The organism is Brevundimonas huaxiensis, assembly GCF_014218725.1.
Classification (GTDB): Bacteria; Pseudomonadota; Alphaproteobacteria; order Caulobacterales; family Caulobacteraceae; genus Brevundimonas; species Brevundimonas huaxiensis.
On the sequence record NZ_JABBJE010000001.1, the window covers coordinates 751,654 to 771,069 of the forward strand.

The 19,416-nt window shown below is 64.6% G+C and carries 17 protein-coding genes; 11 read left to right on the top strand and 6 right to left on the bottom strand.

Annotated elements, in window-relative coordinates; all coding sequences use genetic code 11:
• Positions 1-23: 23 nt before the first annotated feature.
• Positions 24-1,481, bottom strand: a complete 1,458-nt coding sequence (locus tag HF680_RS03810; protein WP_185224106.1) for a cryptochrome/photolyase family protein — start codon at positions 1,479-1,481, stop codon at positions 24-26.
• Positions 1,482-1,592: 111 nt separating this feature from the next.
• On the opposite strand from HF680_RS03810, the gene kdsA reads away from it, so the two are divergent.
• The 7 genes from kdsA (at position 1,593) to HF680_RS03845 (ending at position 9,002) form a co-directional block, all read left to right on the top strand.
• Entirely contained in the window at positions 1,593-2,471 is an 879-nt protein-coding gene (kdsA, locus tag HF680_RS03815) for a 3-deoxy-8-phosphooctulonate synthase (protein ID WP_185224107.1), read from the top strand.
• An 18-nt stretch (positions 2,472-2,489) separates the two neighbouring features.
• Positions 2,490-3,944, top strand: a complete 1,455-nt coding sequence (gene rfaE2 / locus HF680_RS03820; protein WP_045810840.1) for a D-glycero-beta-D-manno-heptose 1-phosphate adenylyltransferase — start codon at positions 2,490-2,492, stop codon at positions 3,942-3,944.
• 8 nt (positions 3,945-3,952) lie between these two features.
• Positions 3,953-4,942, top strand: coding sequence for an ADP-glyceromanno-heptose 6-epimerase (gene rfaD / locus HF680_RS03825; RefSeq protein WP_185224323.1), 990 nt, complete (start codon positions 3,953-3,955; stop codon positions 4,940-4,942).
• Positions 4,942-6,033, top strand: a complete 1,092-nt coding sequence (locus tag HF680_RS03830) for a DUF3089 domain-containing protein (RefSeq protein WP_185224108.1) — start codon at positions 4,942-4,944, stop codon at positions 6,031-6,033. Before rfaD ends, HF680_RS03830 begins: the two co-directional genes overlap by 1 nt.
• A 75-nt stretch (positions 6,034-6,108) precedes the next feature.
• The gene (locus HF680_RS03835) at positions 6,109-7,098 is read left to right on the top strand and encodes an SPFH domain-containing protein (protein ID WP_185224109.1); all 990 of its coding nucleotides are present in this window, start codon (positions 6,109-6,111) and stop codon (positions 7,096-7,098) included.
• A 17-nt stretch (positions 7,099-7,115) separates the two neighbouring features.
• On the top strand, positions 7,116-7,574 hold the full coding sequence (locus HF680_RS03840) for an NfeD family protein (RefSeq protein ID WP_185224110.1): 459 nt from the start codon (positions 7,116-7,118) through the stop codon (positions 7,572-7,574).
• Positions 7,575-7,604: 30 nt separating this feature from the next.
• Complete coding sequence (locus HF680_RS03845; protein ID WP_185224111.1) at positions 7,605-9,002, top strand: MFS transporter; 1,398 nt, start codon at positions 7,605-7,607, stop codon at positions 9,000-9,002.
• On the opposite strand, the gene rnhA is transcribed toward HF680_RS03845, so the two are convergent.
• Complete coding sequence (rnhA, locus tag HF680_RS03850) at positions 8,999-9,451, bottom strand: ribonuclease HI (RefSeq protein ID WP_185224112.1); 453 nt, start codon at positions 9,449-9,451, stop codon at positions 8,999-9,001. The genes HF680_RS03845 and rnhA overlap by 4 nt on opposite strands.
• 110 nt (positions 9,452-9,561) lie before the next feature.
• Between rnhA and HF680_RS03855 the strand changes: the two genes are divergently transcribed.
• From HF680_RS03855 to tatC, 3 genes are read left to right on the top strand one after another with little or no spacing between them, the layout of a single operon-like run.
• Positions 9,562-9,780 (top strand): twin-arginine translocase TatA/TatE family subunit, encoded by a 219-nt coding sequence (locus HF680_RS03855; RefSeq protein WP_017503863.1) that lies wholly within the window; start codon positions 9,562-9,564, stop codon positions 9,778-9,780.
• A 23-nt stretch (positions 9,781-9,803) separates the two neighbouring features.
• A complete protein-coding gene (gene tatB, locus HF680_RS03860; RefSeq protein ID WP_045810847.1) occupies positions 9,804-10,382 on the top strand; it encodes a Sec-independent protein translocase protein TatB in 579 nt (192 codons plus the stop codon).
• Positions 10,379-11,269 (top strand): twin-arginine translocase subunit TatC, encoded by an 891-nt coding sequence (gene tatC / locus HF680_RS03865; RefSeq protein ID WP_045810848.1) that lies wholly within the window; start codon positions 10,379-10,381, stop codon positions 11,267-11,269. The genes tatB and tatC overlap by 4 nt, the downstream gene beginning before the upstream one ends.
• Before the next feature lie 98 nt (positions 11,270-11,367).
• Here tatC and glnA read toward each other — a convergent pair whose 3' ends face one another.
• Positions 11,368-12,774: a type I glutamate--ammonia ligase gene (gene glnA / locus HF680_RS03870; RefSeq protein WP_185224113.1), complete on the bottom strand. Its 1,407-nt coding sequence runs from the start codon at positions 12,772-12,774 to the stop codon at positions 11,368-11,370.
• Between the two features lie 81 nt (positions 12,775-12,855).
• Positions 12,856-13,194 carry a P-II family nitrogen regulator gene (locus tag HF680_RS03875; protein ID WP_008261682.1) on the bottom strand — a complete coding sequence of 113 codons (339 nt, stop codon included), beginning with the start codon at positions 13,192-13,194 and terminating at the stop codon, positions 12,856-12,858.
• A 24-nt stretch (positions 13,195-13,218) separates the two neighbouring features.
• On the opposite strand from HF680_RS03875, the gene HF680_RS03880 reads away from it, so the two are divergent.
• Positions 13,219-14,145: an NAD(P)H-hydrate dehydratase gene (locus HF680_RS03880; protein WP_235968819.1), complete on the top strand. Its 927-nt coding sequence runs from the start codon at positions 13,219-13,221 to the stop codon at positions 14,143-14,145.
• Between the two features lie 30 nt (positions 14,146-14,175).
• On the opposite strand, the gene HF680_RS03885 is transcribed toward HF680_RS03880, so the two are convergent.
• Positions 14,176-17,529, bottom strand: coding sequence for an error-prone DNA polymerase (locus tag HF680_RS03885; protein WP_045810851.1), 3,354 nt, complete (start codon positions 17,527-17,529; stop codon positions 14,176-14,178).
• The gene (locus tag HF680_RS15780; protein ID WP_231576623.1) at positions 17,526-19,100 is read right to left on the bottom strand and encodes a Y-family DNA polymerase; all 1,575 of its coding nucleotides are present in this window, start codon (positions 19,098-19,100) and stop codon (positions 17,526-17,528) included. The genes HF680_RS03885 and HF680_RS15780 overlap by 4 nt, the downstream gene beginning before the upstream one ends.
• Between the last annotated feature and the right edge of the window lie 316 nt (positions 19,101-19,416).

A 19,416-nucleotide genomic window follows, 5' to 3' on the forward strand; every position in this document is an offset into this window, starting at 1 on the left:
TTCAACGCGGAATACAAAGGGGGTCAATCACGGTCGCTGTGGTCGTCGCCGCGACCGGAAACCGTCTTCAGGGCAGCGAGCGCCCGATGGCGCGCCTTCTCGTGTTCGACGATCGGCTCGGGGTAATCGCGCCCTAGAACGATTCCGGCGTCACGCAGCACTTCGGTGGGTGCGGTCCAGGGCGACTGCAGCCAGCGGTCGGGCAGGCGGCGAAGTTCCGGCACCCACCGATGGACATAGCCGCCGTCGGGATCGAACTTTTCACCCTGCGTGATGGGATTGAAAATGCGGAAGAAGGGGGAGGCGTCTGCGCCCGAGCCTGCGACCCACTGCCAGTTCTGCACATTGCTGGCGCGGTCGGCATCCACAAGCGTGTCCCAGAACCAGGCTTCGCCTTCGCGCCAGTCGATCAGCAGATGTTTGATCAGGAAGGAGGCGACGACCATCCGAACCCGATTATGCATCCACCCTGTCGTCCAGAGCTGGCGCATGCCGGCGTCCACCAACGGGTATCCGGTCCGCCCCTGTCTCCATGCCTTGAGGCTCGTGTCGTCTTTACGCCAGGGCATGGCGTCATACTCGGGACGGAACGCGCGCTCGGTGATGTAAGGGAAATGATGCAGCAGGTGCGCCGAGAACTCGCGCCAGCCGATCTCAGCAATGAATTTGTCGGCTTCCGCCGATGATACTCTGCCGTCTTTCGCCGCCTGTCGGGCGCGGTCGATCGCCCGCCAGGGGCTGATTTCGCCCCAGTGAAGATGCGGCGACAGGCGGCTGTTGGCGCCCTGCCGGTCGGGAAAGTCGCGATCCTTCGCATAGGTCTTCAGGCCGGATGGTATGAACCTGGACAAGGCCTGCGAGGCCCCGTCTTCCCCTGGCGTCCAGTCGAATCCTTTGGACCAGTCCGGACGATGGGGGTGCAGCTTCCAACTGTCGAGGTCGTCGGATTGAACCGTTCTGGGCGTCTGTATCTGGCGCGGTCCCGTTGTGTGAGCCGGCGCCTCCGCCGTGGCCAAGAGGGCTCTCAAGAACGGGGTGAAGACCTTGTACGGCTGACCCGAACCGTTCAGCACCTCGCCGGGGCGGCAGAGCAGGGCGCCGTTGAAGCCTCGGCATTCGATACCGTCCGCCTTGAGCGCGTGGGCGATTTCGGCGTCATGCTCAAACGCCTCGGGTTCGAACAGGCGGTTCATGAAGACGGTGTCGGCACCGGTTTCGCTGATCAGCGCCTGAAGCTGGTTCAGCGCATTGCCCTTGCGCAGAATCAGGCGCGAACCGCGATCTTGAAGCGCCGCATCCAGCGCCCTCAACGACTTGTCGAGCCACCAGCGCGACGCGGCGCCCATCGGCCGTTCGAAATGCTCGTCCAGAATATAGACAGGCAAGATGGGTCGCCCTGTCTCCGTCGCGTGGGTCAGGGCAGGATTGTCATGCAGTCGCAGATCGCGGCGAAACCACAGGATGACAGGTTTGGTGGCCACGCGGGCGAACTCCGTGATAACTTGCGCGCATCCCTTCAGAGCGCCACCTGATGGCCCAATAGTTGCGGCAAAAGCCGCCTCCACAACACCGAACGTCGAAAGAGCCGCCTCGTGAGCCGACCCAACGCTGTCATTACGTTGTCCGAAGGTCTTCGGACGCCTGTCGTCATCGGCGGCGGCGCAAGAATCGCTTTCATCGCCGGTCCTTGCCAGATGGAGAGCCGCCAGCATGCGCTGGAGACGGCCCATGCGCTGAAGGAAATCGGTGAACGTCTGAACGTCGGCATCATCTACAAGACCAGTTTTGACAAGGCGAACCGGACCAGCGCCAGCGCCGCGCGTGGCATCGGTCTGAAAGACGCCATGCCGATCTTCGCCGAGATTCGCGATGTTACAGGCCTGCCGACCCTGACCGATGTTCACTCCGAGGTTCAGTGCGGTCCGGTCGGCGAGGTCGTCGACGTGCTGCAGATTCCGGCCTTCCTCAGCCGTCAGACCGACCTGCTGCTGGCGGCCGCCGCCACCGGCAAGGCGATCAACATCAAGAAGGGTCAGTTCCTGGCCCCCTGGGACATGAAGAACGTCATCGCCAAGGTGGTCGGCGCCGGCAATCCCAACGTCATGGCCTGCGAACGCGGCGCCAGCTTCGGCTACAACACTCTGGTCAGCGACATGCGGGCACTTCCGGTGCTGCGCGAGATCGGCTGCCCCGTCGTGTTTGATGCGACCCACAGCGTTCAGCAGCCGGGCGGGCAGGGCGCATCGTCGGGTGGTCAGCGCGAGTTCGTGCCGGTGCTGGGGCGCGCTGCCGTGGCCGTCGGCGTCGATGCGGTCTTCATGGAAACCCATCAGGACCCGGATAATGCGCCGTCGGACGGTCCGAACATGGTGCCGCTAAGCCAGTTCGAAGCTCTGGCCGCCGAACTGATCGCTTTCGACGACCTGGCCATCAAGATCGGGGCCAAGGCGCCGGTGGCGCAGGCCGCCTGAATCCTCTAGGTCGGACCCATGTCTGACACCCTGGACCTGGGCGCCCTGCAAAGCCTGCTGGAGCGCGTGCGCGGCCTGAAGATCGCCTGCGTCGGCGACCTGATGCTAGATCGCTACGTCTATGGCGAGGTCAGCCGCATCTCGCCCGAGGCGCCGATCCCTGTGCTTCGCACCAGCCGCACCGTCGCCATGCCAGGCGGCGTCGGCAACGTGGCGCGCAATATCGCGGCGTTGGGCGGGGTGGCGCGGCTTGGCGCCGTAATCGGCGACGACGCGGCCGGGGCGGAACTGACCGCTCTGATCGCCGCCGAGCCGCACATCGAGGACGTCGTGGCGAGGCCGGCAGGCGCGTCCACCATCGTGAAGACGCGCTTCGTTTCGGGGGGGCAACAGTTGCTGCGGCTCGATGACGAGGCTGCGCCGACGGCGATCCAAGATTCGGACGCGTTTACAGATGCCTCGGTCTATTTGCTCTCAGATTACGCCAAGGGCGTCGTCAGCGATGCGCTGCTGGCTTCGGCTCTGAACGCGGCGCAGACATCCGGTGCGCCGGTTGTCGTCGATCCAAAGGGAAGGGACTTCGCTCGCTACGGCGCGGTGGATGTCATCAAGCCGAATGCTTCGGAACTGGCCGGCGCCACCGGCCTGCCGGTCGGGACGGACGCCGAGGTCGAGACGGCGCTGGCTGCCTTACTGGCCGCCACGACCGCCAAGGCGATCATCGTCACCCGTGCGGGCAAGGGGATGAGCCTGGCGCGGCGCGGTGAACCCGTGAAGCACTTCCCCGGCCGGGCGCGCGAGGTCTTCGACGTGTCTGGCGCCGGCGATACAGGCTTGGCCGCCATCGGGTTGGCGCTGGGCGCCGGCGCATCGCTGGAGATGGCGGTCGAGTTCGCCATCCTGGCCTCTGGCGTGGTCGTCGGGAAGGCCGGGACAGCTGTCGTCACACCCGCCGAGCTGATCGAAGCCGAGCTGAGCCAGCACGCCACCGCTGCGGTGTCCAAGGTGACGCCGATCGACGAACTGGCGGTCGAGGTCGAGGACTGGCGACGTCAGGGCCTGAAGATCGGTTTCACCAACGGCTGTTTCGACATCCTGCACCGCGGCCATGTGGCCTATCTGGCGCAGGCCCGTAGCTGGTGCGATCGCCTGGTCGTGGCGCTGAACACCGACGCCTCGGTCAAGCGACTGAAGGGCGAGGGGCGACCGGTGAATGATCTGGACAGTCGTGCCGTCGTCATCGGCGGGCTGGCCAGCGTCGATCGCGTCACCAGTTTCGATGACCCGACGCCGATCGCCCTGATCGAACGGCTGCGTCCTGATGTTCTGATCAAGGGCTCGGATTACACGCGCGAGGGCGTCGTGGGCGGCGATCTGGTCGAAAGCTGGGGCGGCGAGGTCAAGTTGGCCGACTTTAAGGACGGCTATTCAACCACGCGGACGATCGAGAAAATGACAGGGAGCGCGCAGTGACGCCGAGAATGATCGTCGTGACCGGCGGCGCCGGTTTCATCGGCTCGAACATCGTCGCCCGACTGACGGCGGAGACCGCCTACGATGTGGTCGTTTGCGATCGTCTGGAGACGGCCGACCTAGCCAAATGGAAGAACCTGGCCAAGCACGCAATCGCCGACTTCTGGTCGCCCGAAGAACTGTTCGAGCAGCTGGAGCGTCACGCCGAGCGGATTGAGGCCGTGGTGCATATGGGCGCGATCTCTTCGACGACCGAGCCGGACGCCGACCTGATTTTGCGGACCAACTTCATTCTGTCCCGCGACCTGTGGGACTGGTGCGCAATCCGGGGATCGCGAATGATCTACGCGTCTTCGGCTGCGACCTATGGCGATGGCGAGACGGGCTTCAACGACGATGACGATGCAGATTCATTATCGCAGCTTCGTCCGCTAAACGCCTATGGCTATTCGAAAATGCTGTTCGACCAATATGCAGTCCGGCAGGCGGATCGGGGTCGAGCGCCGCCCCAGTGGGCAGGGCTGAAATTCTTCAACGTTTATGGTCCGAACGAAGGTCACAAGGGCGGAATGAAGTCGGTTGTGGCTCAAATCTGGCCGAAGGTTGCGGCGGGCGAGACCGTGACCCTGTTTCGGTCGCACAATCCCAACTATGCGGACGGCGGCCAGATGCGAGACTTCGTCTATATCGACGATGTGGTCGATATCATCGAGTTTTTGCTCCAGTCGCCGCAGGTCTCGGGCATCTTCAACGCTGGCTCGGGTCAGGCGCGGTCGTTCGCCGATCTTGCGCGCGCCACCTTCGAGGCCGCCGGCAAGACGCCCTCCATCGACTATGTCGATACGCCCCTGTCGATCCGCGACCGCTATCAGTATTTCACCGAAGCCCGCATGGATCGCATCCGCGCCGCAGGCTTCGAGGGTCAATCGACGCCGTTGGAAGAGGGCGTGCGGCGCTACGTGCAGGACTTCCTCGCCACGGCTGATCCGTACCGCTGATGCGTCGGCTGACCTTCAGGCAATGGGTCGGATATGCAGGCTTCGCCGCCGTCTTCGTGCTCACGGCGGCCGTCGCGGTGTGGAGCGGCGACATTCTGAGGGCAGGGCTGGACCCGCAGGTGCCGTTCCAGACCTACAAGCCACCGCCCGCGCCCGACTATCGAAAGACATCCTCCTGGGCGCTGATCGACCAAGGCGCGCCCAACCAGGCGGCGGTCTTCTTCGTCATGCCGACCACTTTCGATGGTGGAGCCGAGTGGAATGGGCCGATCGACGATGCACGGGCCAACGCCTATATGCGGCGCGTCGTGCTGCCCAACTATGCGTCGCCCTTCGCCCGGGAGGGCAGGGTCAGCGCGCCGCTGTATCGTCAAGCCAGCCTGTACACCCGCCTGACCTTGCGTGATGACGCGCGCGAAGCGCGCGCCTTCGCCTATGAGGACGTGAAGACCGCTTTCGAACTGTGGCTGCAGCAGCATCCCGCCGGTCCCATTGTTATCGCCGGCGTCGAACAGGGCGGGGAACTGACGGCGCGTCTGGTTCGCGACCAACTTCGCGCCGATCCGGCGCTGAAAGACAGGCTTGTCGCCGCCTATATGATCGATACTTTGGTCGGGCGCGAGATGTTCCGGCAGGCGATCTCGCCCTGCGACGCCGCTGATCAAACGGGGTGCATCTTGGCCTGGGCGTCGGTGCAGGAGGGCGATGATGCGGGCGCGCGGCGCAAGCTGAGACGCGCTCTGGAATGGGACGATCGCGGCGATCTGGTGAACCTGTCCACTGATCCCATCTGCGTGAATCCTTTGACGGGTGCTGTGAGCCAGCCGCGTGCCGCGGCGCGTCAGCACAGCGGCGCGACCAATGCGACCGGCTTGGAATGGGGCGCCCGACCAGCTCTCACGGGTCGGTTGATCTCCACAGAATGCCGTGGCGGCCTGTTGTGGCATAGCGCGCCTGACGCCGATTTTTTGACAGCTGGCGGCAGTTGGGCGGACCGACGCAAGATCGTGCCCTACAACCTGTTCTACGGCGACATCGAACGTGACGTCAGCGTGCGTTTGGCGGCCTGGCGGGCCAAGCGCGGCCTTTAAGGCGGCCATCCTCTCGGTTTGTCTGGCGCCGCTCGCGTACAGCGGGTAGGCTTGCCGCGTCAGGGAGGGATCTGAATGGACGTGACCACCATCTTCGCCGGCGTTGTGCTGTTGCTGGCCATCGTGCTGTTGATCAGCGTGATCAAGATTGTGCCGCAAGGCCGTGAATTCACAGTCGAACGTTTCGGAAAGTACACCAAAACGCTGAGCCCCGGCATCGGCTTCCTGACGCCGTTCGTGGAACGCGTCGGCCGCCGCATGAACATGATGGAACAGGTGCTGGACGTGCCGACCCAGGAGGTCATCACCAAGGACAACGCCATGGTGAAGGTCGACGGAATCGTCTTCATCCAGGTGATGGATTCCGCCCGCGCCGCCTATCGCGTCGACGATCTGCCCTATGCGATTTCGCAGCTGTGCATGACCAATCTGCGGACCGTGGTCGGTTCCATGGAACTGGATGAAGTGCTGAGCCAGCGCGACAGCATCAACACACGCCTGCTGCATGTCATCGACGCGGCCACCGAGCCGTGGGGCGTCAAGGTCAATCGGATCGAGATCAAGGACCTGACCCCGCCGACCGACATCACCAACGCCATGGCGCGTCAGATGAAGGCCGAGCGTGAACGTCGCGCCGTCATCACCGAGGCCGATGGCGAGAAATCCGCCGCCATCGCCCGCGCCGAGGGCGCCAAACAGGCCGCCATCCTTCAAGCCGAGGGTCGCAAGGAAGCGGCCTTCCGCGACGCCGAGGCGCGCGAGCGCGAGGCCGAAGCCGAGGCCCGCGCCACGGCCATGGTGTCGGAAGCCATCGCCCGCGGGGACGTCAACGCCATCAACTATTTCGTGGCTCAAAAATACGTCGAGGCTTTCGCGGAACTGGCCCGCAGCCCGCAGCAGCGCACCGTCATCGTGCCTGCCGAAATGGGCGCCCTGGTCGGCACCATCGCCGGCATCGGCGAGATGGTCGGACTAGCCAAGGATCAGAACTCGGCCGCGACGCCGCCCGTGCGGCCCGCGCCGCCCCGCCGCCCCGCCGGGGGCTCCGTTCTACCCTCGGCCTGATCCAGGGAGGCTGACCGATGATGTCGCTTGCTAATCTTTATGCCGCCCAGCCGTTCTGGATCTGGTTGGCGATCGGGGTTCTGCTCTTGGCGGTCGAGGCGATGTTTTCGACCGAATGGCTGTTGTGGCCCGCTGTTTCGGCCGGCGTCGTCGCGGTCATGACGGCGGCGGGCGTGCGGTTGGGGCTGCCGGGAGAGGTCGCCGTCTTCGCTATTCTGACGGTCATCGCCACCCTGCTGTCCCGACGTCTGATCTCCAAAGCCAATCCCGACGGTCCCGACATCAATGACCGCGACAGCCGTCTGGTCGGCCAGCGGGCGCGGGTGGTCGAGACGTTCGTATCCGGCCGCGGTCGAGTCTTCATCTCCGGCGCCGAATGGCCGGCCGAGATCGTGGGCGAGGTGCCGATCGAAGGACAGGATGTTGTCGTGATGCGCGTGAACGGCTCGTTGCTGACGGTGCAATCGCCCGTCTGAACGCAACGGCCACATCGGCGTTCGTCAGGCATGACTGACACCCCGAACGCCGTCACTGATGGCTTGCCGACACCCAGGCGCTATTGGGCCATCGTGTCCATCGGCCTGGGCATCACGCTTGCCGTTCTGGATGGCGCGATCGCCAATGTCGCCCTGCCGTCGATTGCGCAGGATCTACAGGCGTCATCGGCCGCCTCGATCTGGATCGTCAACGCCTATCAGATCGCCATCGTGGTCGCTCTTTTGCCGCTGGCGTCGTTGGGCGAGATCGTCGGTTATCGCCGTGTGTCGCAAGCCGGTCTGGCCGTCTTCACCCTGGCCTCCATCGCCTGTGTGTTCGCCAACTCCATCGAGACACTCAGCCTCGCGCGCGTTGTTCAGGGCTTCGGTGCGGCAGGCATCATGAGCGTCAACGGGGCCTTGGTCCGTTACACCTATCCGCAGCGGCTGCTGGGTCGTGCGGTCGGGATCAACGCGGTGATCGTTTCGCTGGCGGCCGCCGCGGGGCCGACCATCGCCAGCGCCATCTTGGCTGTCGGACACTGGCGCTGGCTGTTCGCGCTGAATGTGCCGATCGGCCTACTGGCGGTGTCGCTGGCGGGTTTCACCCTGCCGCACAACCGACTTCAGCGGCGAAAGCTGAACTGGGTCGGAGCCGCGCTGAACGCTGCGGCGTTCGGCCTGCTGATCACCGGCCTTCAATCGCTGGCGCACGGTGAGGCGGCCGTTCTGGGCTTCGGTCTGACAGGGGCAGGGCTCGCAGCCGGGGTCTTGCTGATTCGCCACGAGCGGTCACGAACCTCGCCGTTGATCCCCCTCGACCTGCTGGCGCGACCGATGTTCAGCCTGTCGGTCGCCACATCAATCATATCCTTCACCGCCCAGATGATGGCGTTCGTGGCCTTGCCCTTCTTCCTCCAGGGCATATTGGGGCTTACGGCGGTCGAGACCGGCCTGCTGATGACGCCTTGGCCGCTGGCGACCATGATTGCCGCGCCGCTGGCCGGCCATCTTTCGGATCGCTATTCGGCGGGCGTGCTGGGGGCTATCGGCCTGAGCCTGTTCGCCTGCGGCCTGATGGCGCTGAGTTTCCTGAATGCCGATTCGACGCATTTCGACATCGTGTGGCGCATGGCGCTTTGCGGCGCGGGCTTCGGATTTTTCCAGTCGCCCAACAATCGCGCCATGTTGTCGGAGGCCCCGAAAGATCGTGCCGGCGCGGCGGGCGGCACCCTGGGCATGGCGCGAGTCGTCGGGCAATCCCTGGGCGCCGTGGTGGTGGCCTTCCTGCTGTCGGCCGCGCCGATCAACGGCGTCGGTCACGGGTTCCAGATCGCGGCCGTCACGGCCCTGTTCGGCGCGGTGATGAGCGGGTCGCGCGTCCGCCGACGTCAAGCCGAGCCGGACAAGGAGGTCGAGGCGGTCTAGCGCCGGGGCAGTTCCGCGACACCGCGATTCGCCAGTTGGTCGGCGCGTTCGTTCAGTTCATGGCCGGCATGACCCTTCACCCATCGCCATTTCACCTCGTGACGCAGGCGCGCCGCGTCCAGCCGCTGCCACAGCTCTGCGTTTTTCACAGGCTTCTTGTCGGCCGTCAGCCAACCGCGCGCCTTCCAGCCGCGCATCCATTCGGTGATCCCCTGCATGACGTATTTGCTGTCGGTGTGCAGTTCGACCTTGCAGGGCCGTTTCAGGGCTTCCAGCGCCATGATCGCGGCCATCAGCTCCATGCGATTGTTGGTCGTGTTGGCCTCGCCGCCCCATAATTCCTTCTCGTGACCGCCGCCCGCCTGAAGCACGGCGCCCCAGCCTCCGGGGCCCGGATTGCCCTTGCAGGCGCCGTCGGTGTGGATGATGACGTGATCGGAGGGACTCATGGTCGCGCAGACCTACAGCCTCCCTTGGCGCGGGGCCATCACTGCGCCTATATGCGGGTCGAATAAGAGTGGATGGGATCGGATGACCGATTCCCGCGAGGAGATTAGCCATGGGCTCCATGAGCATCTGGCACTGGGCCATCGTCATCGTCGTCATCGCGCTGCTGTTCGGCGGCCGGGGCAAGCTGTCGGGCATCATGGGCGACGCCGCCAAGGGCATCCGCGCCTTCAAGGACGGCCTGAAGGACGAAGACAAGAAGGACGGCCCGCACGAAGGCGTCAGCTCGCTGCCGCGCACCGAGGCGGAAAAGGAAGAGCTGAAGCGCTAGTCGTCGTCTGTAAGGGCTGACGCATGGGCGGGCTCGGCCCCGGTATCGGGGGTTTCGAATTAGTGGTGATCGGCCTGGTGGCCCTTCTTGTTGTGGGGCCAAAGGATCTGCCTGTCCTGATGCGGCGCGTCGGTCAGATGGTGGCCAAGGCGCGCGCCATGGCCAACGAGTTCCGATCCAGTTTCGACGAGATGGCGCGTCAGTCCGAACTGGACGACCTGCGCAAGGAGGTCGAGGCGCTGCGCACGGGGCAGGGTGCCATGTATCCCCTGGGCGCCGAGGCGGACGCCGCGTTCAAGGACATCAACGCCGGATTGACCGGGCCGACTGCGGCGGCTGCCCTGCCTGCGCCCGAGCCGGAGGCGCCGGTGATGATGCCTGCGGCCGATGAATGGCCGGACACGCCATCGCCTGTTGAGCCTGTCACGGCGACGAAATCCAAGCGAGGGGACCCCAAGGCAAAGACGGGGGCGGCTATCGCCGGATCGGCGACCGCCAAGCCTCGCTCAGCCGCCAAACCGAAGAGCGCTGCGCCGGCGGCCAAGACCAAGCCTGCAGCCGCCAAGCCCAAGACCTCGCACAAGAAAGCCGTTGACCTGTGACGCCTTCCGATCGTGACGAGGCCGAGATCGAGGCGTCGCGCGCGCCCCTGATGGATCATCTGATCGAGCTGCGCGGGCGGCTGCTGATCTGCGTCGTGGCCTTCTTCTTGGCCTTCATCCTCTGCTTCGCCTTCGCCAATCAAATTCAGATTGCGCTGATCAAGCCGTATCAGGCCGCCGTGGCGATCCATGCCGCCGCTCTGGCGACAGGCGGTCACGCCAATCCCATCGAACTGATCGCGGTGATGACGGGGATCAAACCCTATCCGCCCGGCAGCGCCGCCGTTGTTCAACTGATCGCTACGGCGCCGCTGGAACAGCTGTTCACCAAGATGAAGATCGCGGCCTTTGGCGCGGCGGTCCTGACCTTCCCCGTTATGGCGTGGCAGCTGTACCGGTTCGTCGCGCCGGGTCTCTATCGCAACGAGCGCGGGGCGTTTCTGCCGTTCCTGATCGCGGCACCTGTGATGTTCTGCCTGGGCGGGGCGCTGGTCTATTACGTCATGCTCCCTTTCGTGATGTTGTTCTCGCTGAGCCAGCAGGTGGCCACCGACGGCATATCCGTGGCGCAAACCACGAAGATTTCCGACTACCTCAGCCTGGTCACCTCGCTGCTGCTCGCCTTCGGTCTCTGCTTCCAGCTGCCTGTCGTCACTACGCTGTTGGGCCTGGCAGGTCTAATCAGCTCAAAGATCATGGCGGCTGGTCGGCGTTACGCCATCGTCGCCGTGGTCGTGGTCGCGGCCGTGGTCACGCCGCCCGATCCGATCAGCCAGCTGATGCTGGCCGTGCCTCTGGTCATTCTCTACGAGATTTCGATCTGGTGCGTGCGACTGATCGAGTTGCGCCGCAGGAAGGCGGACGATCTGGAAGCCGAGATCGCTTAGCGCCACGTTGGCGTCTCGATCGCTGCTTGAAGCAGTCAGGCCATGAAAAAGGGCCGGGGAGCGATCCCCGGCCCTTTGTCTTGACTGCGATCAGATGATCAGCAGCTGTAGTACATGTCGAACTCGACCGGGTGCGGATGCAGCTGAAGACGCATCACCTCTTCCATCTTTAGCTCGATGTAGCTGTCGATGAAGTCGTCATCCATCACGCCGCCCTTCTTGAGGAAGGCGCGGTCCTTATCCAGGTTCTCCAGCGCTTCACGCAGCGAGCCGCAGACCTCGGGAATCGAGCCGCGCTCTTCCGGCGGCAGGTCGTAGAGGTTCTTGTCGGCGGGCGCGCCCGGATCGATGCGGTTCTCGATCCCGTCCAGACCGGCCATCAGCAGGGCCACGAAGGTCAGATAGGGGTTGCCCATCGGATCGGGGAAGCGGGCTTCCAGACGCTTGGCCTTGGGCGAGGAGACGTGCGGGATACGGATCGAGGCCGAGCGGTTGCGGGCCGAATAGGCCAGCTTCACCGGGGCTTCATATCCGGGGACCAGACGCTTGTAGGAGTTGGTGGTCGAGTTGGCGAAGGCGTTGATGGCCTTGGCGTGTTTGATGATGCCGCCGATGTACCACAGACATTCCTGCGACAGACCGGCGTACTGGTCGCCGGCGAACTGGGGCTTGCCATCCTTCCAGATCGACATGTGAACGTGCATGCCCGAACCGTTGTCCGCAAACATCGGCTTGGCCATAAAGGTCGCCGATTTGCCGTAGGCGTGGGCCACATTGTGGATCACGTACTTATAGAGCTGCAGGCGGTCGGCCATGGTCAGCAGGTCCGAGAACTTCAGGCCCAGCTCGTGCTGAGCAGGAGCCACCTCGTGGTGGTGCTTCTCGGGCTGTAGGCCCAGATCGCGCATGACGCCCAGCATTTCGCCACGCAGGTCCTGGCCGGAATCGACCGGATTGACGGGGAAATAGCCGCCCTTGGGCCCAGGGCGATGGCCCATATTGCCTTCGGAATATTCGGCGCCCGTGTTGGCCGGCAGCTCGGTCGAATCGTAGCTGTAGCCGGTGTCGTGCGGCTGGGTGGACCAGCGCACGTCGTCGAAGATGAAGAACTCGGCTTCCGGTCCGAAGAAGACCTGGTCGCCCACGCCCGACGACTGGACGTACGACAGCGCCTTCTTGGCCATCGAGCGGCTGTCGCGGTTGTAGGGCTCGCCGGTGTCCGGGTTCAGCACGTCGCAGAACAGGAACATCGTCTTCTGCTGATAGAAGGGATCGATGTAAGCCGTGGTCAGGTCCGGCTTCAGCAACATGTCGGACTCGTTGATGGCTTTCCAGCCGGCGATCGAAGAGCCGTCGAACATCGTGCCTTCGTTCAGGAAGTCCTCGTCGATCAGATCGACGTCGAAGGTGACGTGCTGAAGCTTGCCGCGCGTGTCGGTGAAGCGGACGTCCACATATTGGACCTCCTCATCCTTGATCTCTTTGAGGATCTTGCTGGCGCTCATTCTCGAAAAGTCCTGTTCTTGTCGTTTGGGGAGGAGACCGGACAGCGACCCTAGGGCCGAGGGCCGGGGAGGGTAGTCAGGTCAGACGGCTTGGGCTCCGGTTTCGCCGGTGCGGATGCGGATCACCTCGGCGACGTCGGACACGAAGATCTTGCCGTCGCCGATCTTACCTGTGCGGGCCGAGGTCTGAATGGCCTCGACAACCGCGGGTGCGAGGTCGTCGGCGACGACCACCTCGATCTTGATCTTGGGCAGGAAGTCGATGACGTATTCCGCGCCGCGATACAGTTCGGAATGACCCTTCTGGCGGCCATATCCCTTGGCCTCCAGCACAGTCATGCCTTGCACGCCCACGTCCTGGAGCGCCTCTTTGACGTCATCCAGCTTGAAGGGCTTGATGATGGCTTCGATTTTCTTCATGGCGACCCCGGAGCGGCGCACGGAATGCAGCGGCGCTCGGGCGCGAATGGGACACAGCAGGGCCGCTCAAAGCAAGCGATTTTCGCAAGCTGGCGAAGGATAATCGGAACGCGGATGATAGAAACCAACGACCCGGCGATCTGGCGCAATTTTCTGCCTTGGCCGAGCGCGGAAACGCACAAGCATGCGCGTGGTCGTTTGGCGGTCGTTTCCGGGAAGGCGCATCACACCGGCGCCGCGCGGCTTGCAGCCCATGCAGGTCTGAGGATGGGCGCTGGGGTCGTGCGAATCCTTTGTCCGCCAGATGCAGCGTCGGTGATCGCGCCGGCTGTGCAGGCGGTGATGTTGGCGCCTTTTTCTTCAACCGAAAACTTAAGTCGGGAGGCCGCCGGCAGCGACGCCGTCGTGATCGGACCGGCCGCAGGCCTCGACGACGCGACGATCGCAAACATTCAGGCGCTTGGCTCCACCGGCGCCGTTCTGGTGATCGACGCCGATGGCCTGTCGGTCTTCAAAGGTCGGACTGCTGAACTGTTCGCCGTGTTGGATCGCGACGATATCCTGACGCCACATGAAGGCGAGTTCGAACGACTGTTCCCAGGCCTGCTTAGGCAAGGCCGCGAAGCGGCTGTGGAAGAGGCTGCGCGAGCGGCCCAGGCGACGATCGTCTTGAAGGGCGCTCAGACGCTGATCGCATCGCCTGACGGCCGCATCCGCCGAAACGAAAACGGCTCGCCTTGGCTGGCGACGGCCGGAACCGGCGACGTCCTGGCCGGCATGATCGGCGGATTGGTCGCCCAACGCATGGACAGCTTCGAGGCAGCCTGCGCCGCTGTCTGGCTTCATTCCGACGCCGCAGAGCGTTTCGGTCCGGGATTGACCTCGGATGACCTCTACGATGCCTTGCCGAAGTCATTGTTTCAGCAGTGGAGTATCGGGAATCAAAAATGACCTTTTGAGTTTCGGTCCCGCAATTTTGGATCAATGAAAATCTCTAGATCCGGGCAGGATGCGCACATCACGGGGATGGCGATGCGGTGGATGTCGGGGTGTCTGGGGATGGGCGACGACGTCGGCGCGGGCGAGTTGCACCGAAGTATCGTGATCTTGAGATAGGCGTGACAGTTCGCTGGAACGGTCGATGACGCGGCGGGCGACCAAGTGGACGACGCCTTCGGGGCTTTTCTCAACCACACCCTCGACCGCCATCAGGCGGGCGGCCATGACCTCGCGGCGGAACTGCTCGAACATCCGCGCCCAGAGGACCACGTTGATGATGCCGGTCTCGTCTTCCAAGGTGACGAAGATGGCGTTGCCCTTGCCGGGACGTTGACGCACCAGAACCACGCCGGCGACCTGCACCAGGGCGCCGCCGTGACGGGCTTCGGTCCGGGCGCAGGTCAGCAGGCCTTCGGCGTGGAAGATCGGGCGCAGGATGGCCATGGGGTGCGCCTTCAACGACAGGCGCAGTGTCTGGTAATCGGCGGCGACATGCTCGCCCAGCGGCATGACCGGCAGCCGGGCGTCGGGTTCGACGCCGAGCTCGCGCGCATCGGCGGCGGCGAACAACGGCAAGGGCGTGTCGTCAGGCAGTCGGCGCACGGCCCAAAGGGCTTCGCGCCGGTCCAGCCCCAACGATCGGAAAGCGTCTGCGTCAGCCAGCTTGCGCATAGCGGCAGACGGCAAGGCGGCGCGGCGGGCCAGAGTTTCGATGTTGGACAGAGAGAAGGCGCGGGCGGCGGCGAGCGCCTCTGCCCAGTCTTCGCGGAAGCCCTCGATCTGGCGCAGGCCGATCCGCAGCGCCGGCGTCTTGTCCGAACCTTCCAGACTGTTGTCCCAACCGCTGTAAGAGACATCGACCGGCCGCACCTCGACGCCGTGTTCGCGGGCGTCGCGCACGATCTGGGCCGGGGCGTAGAATCCCATCGGCTGGCTGTTCAGCAGGGCGCAGGCGAAGGCCGCCGGATAGTGGCGTTTGATCCATGAGGAGACATAGACCAGTTGGGCGAAGGAGGCGGCGTGACTCTCAGGAAACCCGTAGGAGCCGAAACCCTTGATCTGATCGAAGCACCGCTGGGCGAAGGTCGGGTCATATCCGCGTTCGATCATCTTGCCGACCATTCGGTCTTCGTAGGTGTGCAGGGTGCCGTCGCCTCGGAAGGTGCCCATAGCCTTGCGCAGACCATTCGCTTCCTTCTCGTTGAACTCGGCCGCGACCATGGCGACCTTCATCGCCTGTTCCTGAAACAGGGGCACGCCGAGGGTCTTTTCCAGAACCTGTTTTAGCTCGTCTTGAGGATACTGCGGTCCAGGCCTGGAGTAGTCCGGCTCCTCAAGCCCGTTGCGGCGGCGCAGATAGGGGTGGACCATGTCGCCCTGGATCGGACCAGGCCGAACGATGGCGACCTGGATCACCAAGTCATAAAGGCGGCGCGGCTTCAACCGGGGCAACATGTTGATCTGGGCGCGGCTCTCGACCTGAAACACGCCGATGGAGTCGCCCTTGCACAGCATGTCGTAAACGGCGGGATCGTCGCGCGGGATCGTATGCAGCGCCCAATCGTCCCCGTGATGAGCGCGGATCAGGTCGAACGCCTTGCGGATGCAGGTCAGCATGCCGAGCGCCAGCACATCGACCTTCATCAGGCGGAGTGCATCAATGTCGTCCTTGTCCCATTCGATGAAGGTGCGATCCGGCATGGCGGCATTGCCGATGGGGACCAGTTCGTCCAGCCGGTCCTGGGTCAGGACGAATCCGCCGACGTGCTGGGACAGGTGGCGGGGAAAGTTCAATAGCCGCATGGCCATCTTCACCGCACGCTGGATCATGGGATTGGCGGGGTCTAGACCGGCCTGCTCGACATGGCGCTCGCCGATCTCACCGCCCCAACTGCCCCATTGGCTGGAGGCCAGACGTGCGGTCACGTCCTCGGTCAGACCCAGCGCCTTGCCGACGTCACGGATGGCGCTCTTGGGACGATAGCGGATCACGGTGGCGGCGATGCCGGCGCGCGCGCGGCCATAGCGTTCGTAGATGTGCTGGATGATCTCCTCGCGCCGCTCGTGCTCGAAGTCGACGTCGATGTCAGGCGGCTCGCCCCGGTCGGTGGAAAGGAAGCGTTCGAACAGCAGATCGGATTCCGCCGGGTCCACCGCCGTGATGCCCAGTACGTAACAGACAGCCGAGTTGGCCGCCGAACCTCGACCCTGACACAAAATCCGCTTGTCCTTCGCCACCCTCACGATGTCGTAGATCGTCAGGAAGTACGGCGCGTAGCCGGCCTTTGCGATGAAGATCAGCTCTTTCTCCAGCAGCGCCTTGACCTTGTTGGGCACGCCGTCGGGATAACGCATCTCGGCATGTCGCCAAGTCAGCTGTTCCAGCCAGCCCTGCGGCGTCTTATCAGGCGGGGTCGTCTCTTCCGGATACTGGTAACTGATATCGCCTAGATCGAAGCCGATGCGAGACAAGACGTGCCGGCTCTCGACCAGCGCCTCGGGCGCATCGCGGAACAGGCGGGCCATCTCGGCGGGCGGTTTCAGCCAGCGTTCGGCATTGGCGTTCAGACGTCGGCCTGCGTCCTCGATCGTCACGCCTTCGCGAATACAGGTCAGCACGTCCTGCAGATCGCGTTGGATCGGGTCGTGATAGAGGACATCGTTGACGGCCAGAAGCGGTGCGCCGCTTCGCTCTGACAGTGTTTTCAGCCGGGCCAGTCTTCGACGGTCGTCGCCGTTCCGCCCCATCACCGCGCCCAGCCAAACCGCGCCGGGCGACGCATCGGTCAACTGCGCCAAGACCTGATCGATGCCATTCAACCGTTCGCCCGGCATGAGGATCAGCAGCAGATCCTCGGGCGCGGCCAGCAGATCGCGCAGTCCGATCTCGCACTGCCCCTTCACCGCCCGGCGATTGCCCAGGGTCAGCAGCCGCGTCAGTCGTCCCCAGCCGGCGCGCGTCTCGGGATAGGCGAGGATGTCGGGCGTCCCGTCGTTGAAGGCCAGACGCGCGCCGGTCGCCAGTTTGAACGTCGCGGCCCGATCCTTGACCATCTGCGACAGGGCTGGATCGTTCAGCGGATCCTCGACATAGGTCACTTCGCCCGGCCCGCCGCCGTCGCGCACGACATCGGGCGGCGACAGGCCGTCCTCGCGGATGGTCCGCAGGGCGCTCCAGGCCCGCACCACGCCGGAAACCGTGTTGCGATCGGCCAGACCCAGCCCCGAATGCCCTCTCAGGATCGCGGTCAGAACGAGATCCTTCGGATGCGACGCCCCGCGCAGGAAGGAAAAGTTGCTGGTCGCCGCCAGCTCGGCATAGGCGGGCGCGGTCAAGCGAACAGGCCGTGGACGAACCACCGCGGCTCGTCGGTCTCGCCATACAGGCCCTGACGGAACAGCCAGAAACGGCGGCCCTCGCGGTCCTCGACGCGGTAATAGTCGCGGGTCTTCTGATCCGGCGCGCGCCACCATTCGCCGCCGATCCGCTCCGGTCCCTCGGCCAAGGCCACCTCATGCAGAACCCGGCGCCATCGGAAACGCAGGGGCGAACCGTCCGGCACCTCCGCCAGGGTTTCCACTGGCTGGGGCGGGTCGAACATCTGCAAGGGCCGCAAGGGCGGATCGTCGGGATCGAGATCCGGCCAGTCATGAGCCGTTCGCAGCGCCTTCATCGTCGCCGGGACCATCCGTCCGGCGCGCTCGGGGATGTGCGACCCTAGAGGTTCGAAACTCAACACCGCCTCGGGTCCCAGCCGCGCCGTCAATCGGTCGATCAGACGACTGAAATCCTCGCCGTCGGGGCTGTCACCGTCGAGGCCGCGCTGAACCGGTTTCAACGTCTGGGCTTCCAGAACCGATAACCGCATCTGATCGAAACCGAAGCCGGGATCCAGCGGGCTTGCCAAGGCCGCCAACCGTTCGCGAAACAGACGCAGCACCGTGTCCACATCGCGTGTCGGACGGCCTGTCCTCGCGACGATGCGGCGAACTTGGCCATCAACGCGGTAGAAGCCGGCCTCAAACGCCCGCCCGCCCTGGCCCGCCTGGTCCAGGCGATCGGCGATGTCGATCAGCAGGTCGGACAGGACGCGATCCACGTCCGCGTCGGTGAGAATGGGTTCGAAAAAGACTCGATCCACGACGATGGGGGGCGGCGGTCGGTGCGGGGTGATGCGAACATCCTCGTCGCCAAGCAAACGAGCCAGACGTGAAGGGAAGTCCGTCCCAAAGCGGGCCGCAAGAGGCGCGCGCGGCCGGTCGTCCAGATCGGCGATCCGCTTCAGGCCGGCGCGCTGCAGCGCCTGGGCGTCACGCTCCGGCAACTCTAGCGCCGTGATCGGCAGCCGACGCACCGCCTGTCGATCCTCGCCCGAAGCGAACAGCCCACCCCGCCCGAAACGGGCCAAGGCGCGCGCCGCCTGGGGTGTGGACGCCAGAGCGCTGCGCATCTCCAGGCCGATGCGACCCGCACGCTGATACGCAGCGCGCACCAGGCCAGCCTCCCCGCCGAACAGATGGGCGCAGCCGGTGACGTCCAGCAACAGACCGTGCGGCGCATCCTCGGCGATCATCGGAGTGAAGCGGCCGAAGTCCTCCAGCACCCGCAGCAGCAGGGCAGAATCCACCTCGGGCCTATGGATGATGGTGCACAGGAACGGCGTTCGCGCCCTCGCGTCAGCCAGGGTCAGCCCGGGCGTCAGCCCCGCCCTTGCCGCCGCCGGATCGACGGCCGCCAGACGCAGGGCGCCGCCGACCTTCTCGACCAGGACGACCGGCGCGGGATTAGGCCCAATCTCAGGCGACGCGTCGCCCGCTATCGCCCCACGCCTCAGCCGGTCGCTGGGCAGCCACGGGAACCATAGCGCCAGATAGCGGCGCCGGTTCGCGGAATGATCGGGCGTCACGATCCCACTCCAAGATCCAGTTTTTCACTTCGCCCCCGCCGCGCCGCCGCAGCAGGGTAAGTGAGAAAGACGGATGGCCAGGCGCGCCTCCGGCCAGAGAGGTGGAGGCTGTTGCCCTCACAGACCATCTTGTCTCTGCCGCACTGGATGATGGCTCGGCTCCAGCACGCACACAGAAAAGCGTTGAGCCTCCCCACTTGGCCGCCAGAGCAAGGCGTCGACTTGAGTTCAATGAGAGGGCTTTAGAATTGCCCCAGGCACTAATAACAACAGATCCGACAGGAGGCGATTTTAGTGACTCCTCACCAACAAGAAG